The following is a 5,014-nucleotide window of genomic DNA, read 5'->3' as shown; positions in this document are numbered from 1 at the left end:
TTTATATAGCCAACCTGGACAAGCTGCGCAGTCTGGTCTGGGCTGTGGGGCTTCTTTGCGTGATCGCCTTGCTGGCGCAAGCGGCGTTGGGCATCGGCAGCTAAATCCGCAAAAGAAGAAGGCCGGCCCCTTATGGGGACCGGCCTTCGGTGTAAATGCTCAGCAATGACCTACTCTTGCATGGCTTAGGCCACACTACCATCGGCGCGTGTGCGTTTCACTTCCGAGTTCGGGATGGGATCGGGTGGTGCCACACAGCTATTATCACTGAGCAAACTGGTCGGAGTCGCGCCTGCGGCGCGGGCTCTCAATAGGGTGGGACGTAGCGAGTTTGGTTTGGCTGGAATGTCGTCGACGCGTCGTCGAGTCCAAGGCCACTTGAGGTTATATGGTCAAGCCACACGGATCATTAGTACAGGTTAGCTCAATACATTGCTGTACTTACACACCCTGCCTATCAACCACCTGGTCTTGATGGTTCCTTTAGGGGAGTCAAGCTCCCGGGAGATCTCATCTTGAGGCGCGCTTCCCGCTTAGATGCTTTCAGCGGTTATCGCTTCCGAACATAGCTACCCGGCAATGCCACTGGCGTGACAACCGGAACACCAGAGGTTCGTCCACTCCGGTCCTCTCGTACTAGGAGCAGCCCCTCTCAAATCTCCAACGCCCATGGCAGATAGGGACCGAACTGTCTCACGACGTTCTGAACCCAGCTCGCGTACCACTTTAAATGGCGAACAGCCATACCCTTGGGACCGACTACAGCCCCAGGATGTGATGAGCCGACATCGAGGTGCCAAACACCGCCGTCGATATGAACTCTTGGGCGGTATCAGCCTGTTATCCCCGGAGTACCTTTTATCCGTTGAGCGATGGCCCTTCCATACAGAACCACCGGATCACTAAGACCTACTTTCGTACCTGCTTGATCCGTCGATCTCGCAGTCAAGCACGCTTATGCCTTTGCACACAGTGCGCGATGTCCGACCGCGCTGAGCGTACCTTCGTGCTCCTCCGTTACACTTTGGGAGGAGACCGCCCCAGTCAAACTACCCACCATACACGGTCCCCGATCCGGATAACGGACCTGGGTTAGAACGTCAAGCACGACAGGGTGGTATTTCAAGGATGGCTCCACCTCAGCTAGCGCCAGGGTTTCATAGCCTCCCACCTATCCTACACAGACGAACTCAACGTTCAGTGTAAAGCTATAGTAAAGGTTCACGGGGTCTTTCCGTCTTGCCACGGGAACGCTGCATCTTCACAGCGATTTCAATTTCACTGAGTCTCGGGTGGAGACAGCGCCGCCATCGTTACGCCATTCGTGCAGGTCGGAACTTACCCGACAAGGAATTTCGCTACCTTAGGACCGTTATAGTTACGGCCGCCGTTTACTGGGGCTTCGATCAAGAGCTTCGCCTTGCGGCTGACCCCATCAATTAACCTTCCAGCACCGGGCAGGCGTCACACCCTATACGTCCACTTTCGTGTTTGCAGAGTGCTGTGTTTTTGATAAACAGTCGCAGCGGCCTGGTTACTGCGACCCCCGACAGCTATAGCTCGCATGAGCCACCATCAGGGGTGCACCTTCTCCCGAAGTTACGGTGCCATGTTGCCTAGTTCCTTCACCCGAGTTCTCTCAAGCGCCTGAGAATTCTCATCCTGCCCACCTGTGTCGGTTTACGGTACGGTCTGCGTAAGCTGAAGCTTAGGAGCTTTTCCTGGAAGCGTGGTATCGGTAACTTCACCCTAATGGGCTCGTCTCGCTGCTCGGCGTTAATGACCCCCCGGATTTGCCTAAGGGATCCACCTACCTGCTTTCCCCGGGACAACCAACGCCCGGTATACCTAACCTTCTCCGTCCCTCCATCGCACTTACGCGAGGTGCAGGAATATTAACCTGCTTCCCATCGACTACGCATTTCTGCCTCGCCTTAGGGGCCGACTCACCCTGCGTTGATTAACATTGCGCAAGGAAACCTTGGGCTTTCGGCGTGCGGGTTTTTCACCCGCATTATCGTTACTCATGTCAGCATTCGCACTTCCGATACCTCCAGCAGACTTCTCAATCCACCTTCATCGGCTTACGGAACGCTCCTCTACCGCGCATACAAAGTATGCACCCCAAGCTTCGGTTCAATGCTTAGCCCCGTTAAATCTTCCGCGCAGACCGACTCGACCAGTGAGCTATTACGCTTTCTTTAAAGGATGGCTGCTTCTAAGCCAACCTCCTGGCTGTCTGTGCCTTTCCACATCGTTTTCCACTCAGCACTGATTTGGGACCTTAGCTGTGGGTCTGGGTTGTTTCCCTTTTCACGACGGACGTTAGCACCCGCCGTGTGTCTCCCGGATAGTACGTACTGGTATTCGGAGTTTGCCATGGTTTGGTAAGTCGCAATGACCCCCTAGCCATAACAGTGCTCTACCCCCAGTAGTATTCGTCCGAGGCGCTACCTAAATAGCTTTCGAGGAGAACCAGCTATCTCCGGGTTCGATTAGCTTTTCACTCCTAATCACACCTCATCCCCTACCTTTGCAACGGGAGTGGGTTCGGGCCTCCAGTACCTGTTACGGTACCTTCACCCTGGGCATGACTAGATCACCCGGTTTCGGGTCTACAGCCCGCGACTATGCGCCCTATTCAGACTCGGTTTCCCTTCGCCTCCCCTATACGGTTAAGCTTGCCACGAACTGTAAGTCGCTGACCCATTATACAAAAGGTACGCAGTCACTCCACGAAGGAGCTCCTACTGCTTGTACGCACACGGTTTCAGGGTCTATTTCACTCCCTTCACCAGGGTTCTTTTCGCCTTTCCCTCACGGTACTGGTTCACTATCGGTCGGTCAGTAGTATTTAGCCTTGGAGGATGGTCCCCCCATGTTCAGACAGGGTTTCTCGTGCCCCGCCCTACTCGTTTTCATTGAAAGAGCCTTTTCGCATACCGGGCTGTCACCGTCTATGGCCAACCTTCCCAGGTTGTTTTGCTAAAACTCAATCAACTTAAGGGCTGTTCCCCGTTCGCTCGTCACTACTCAGGGAATCTCGGTTGATTTCTTTTCCTCCGGTTACTTAGATATTTCAGTTCACCGGGTTCGCCTTGCATGACTATGTATTCATCATGCAATACTCCTTGCGGAGTGGGTTTCCCCATTCGGACATCGCGGGATCAATGCTTATTGCCAGCTCCCCCACGCTTTTCGCAGGCTGTCACGTCCTTCATCGCCTCTGACCGCCAAGGCATCCACCGTGTGCGCTTATTCACTTGACCATATAACCCCAAGTCGCCTCAGGATCATACGTTGCGTGAACACAACGTCTCACTTCAAATATTAGGGACTCGTAGTCCCCGCCTTAGCCTCTACGACACGTCATGGACATTCCGTCTCAAAACGCTCGCTACGTCCCAGTTTTCAAAGAACGCAACCCGGCCTCAACGCCTGGTTGCTTCAAATCTATGTGTGTGTGCGCAGATTCATTCAGAATTTCGTCGACAGCTTTGGTTGGTGGGTCTGGGAGGACTCGAACCACCGGCCTCACCCTTATCAGGGGTGCGCTCTAACCACCTGAGCTACAGACCCATGTCTTNTTGCAGACTGCGATCCGGACTGAGATGGGGTTTCTGGGATTGGCTAGCTCTCGCGAGTTTGCAGCCCTCTGTCCCCACCATTGTAGTACGTGTGTAGCCCTGGCCGTAAGGGCCATGATGACTTGACGTCATCCCCACCTTCCTCCGGTTTGTCACCGGCAGTCTCCTTAGAGTTCCCACCATTACGTGCTGGCAACTAAGGACAAGGGTTGCGCTCGTTGCGGGACTTAACCCAACATCTCACGACACGAGCTGACGACAGCCATGCAGCACCTGTGTTCGAGTTCCCGAAGGCACCAAACTATCTCTAGTAAGTTCTCGACATGTCAAGGCCAGGTAAGGTTCTTCGCGTTGCATCGAATTAAACCACATACTCCACCGCTTGTGCGGGCCCCCGTCAATTCCTTTGAGTTTCAGTCTTGCGACCGTACTTCCCAGGCGGCGAACTTAACGCGTTAGCTTCGATACTGAGGACCTAAGTGTCCCCAACATCCAGTTCGCATCGTTTAGGGCGTGGACTACCAGGGTATCTAATCCTGTTTGCTCCCCACGCTTTCGTGCCTCAGTGTCAGTGTTGGTCCAGGTAGCCGCCTTCGCCACGGATGTTCCTCCCGATATCTACGCATTTCACTGCTACACCGGGAATTCCGCTACCCTCTCCCACACTCTAGACTGCCAGTATCCAATGCCATTCCCAGGTTGAGCCCAGGGCTTTCACATCAGACTTAACAAACCACCTACGCACGCTTTACGCCCAGTAATTCCGAGTAACGCTTGCACCCTTCGTATTACCGCGGCTGCTGGCACGAAGTTAGCCGGTGCTTATTCTTACGGTACCGTCATGACAACCGGGTATTAACCGATTGCTTTTCTTCCCGTACAAAAGTGCTTTACAACCCGAAGGCCTTCTTCACACACGCGGCATGGCTGGATCAGGCTTGCGCCCATTGTCCAATATTCCCCACTGCTGCCTCCCGTAGGAGTCTGGGCCGTGTCTCAGTCCCAGTGTGGCTGATCATCCTCTCAGACCAGCTACGGATCGTCGCCTTGGTGGGCCATTACCCCTCCAACTAGCTAATCCGACGTCGGCTCATCTTTCTGCGCGAAGCCCGAAGGTCCTCCGCTTTCACCCGTAGGTCGTATGCGGTATTAGCGTAAGTTTCCCTACGTTATCCCCCACAAAAAGGCAGATTCCGACGTATTCCTCACCCGTCCGCCACTCGCCACCCACAGAGCAAGCTCTGCTGTGCTGCCGTTCGACTTGCATGTGTTAGGCCTGCCGCCAGCGTTCACTCTGAGCCAGGATCAAACTCTTCACTTAAGTATTGCGACGCAGCCCGAAGGCCTTGTCTATGCTTTGAGTGCAGTGTCTATCCAGACCCAAATAACTCGATTACTCACATCTTGCGATGCTTGTTCTTGATTCA

3 rRNA genes are annotated in these 5,014 nt (G+C 54.1%); all 3 read right to left on the bottom strand.

The features are described 5' to 3' along the window. Positions 1–157: 157 nt before the first annotated feature. Positions 158–272: ribosomal RNA gene (gene rrf, locus ACW5DN_RS13915) — 5S ribosomal RNA — on the bottom strand. Positions 273–388: 116 nt separating this feature from the next. After that, positions 389–3,269: ribosomal RNA gene (locus ACW5DN_RS13910) — 23S ribosomal RNA — on the bottom strand. Positions 3,270–3,413: 144 nt separating this feature from the next. Then, positions 3,414–4,908 (bottom strand): 16S ribosomal RNA (locus tag ACW5DN_RS13905). The 16S, 23S and 5S rRNA genes sit together here, the layout of an rRNA operon. Positions 4,909–5,014 lie beyond the last annotated feature (106 nt).

It is taken from the genome of Lysobacter sp. A289 (assembly GCF_054072675.1).
This window is presented reverse-complemented; position numbering and strand designations above follow the sequence as displayed.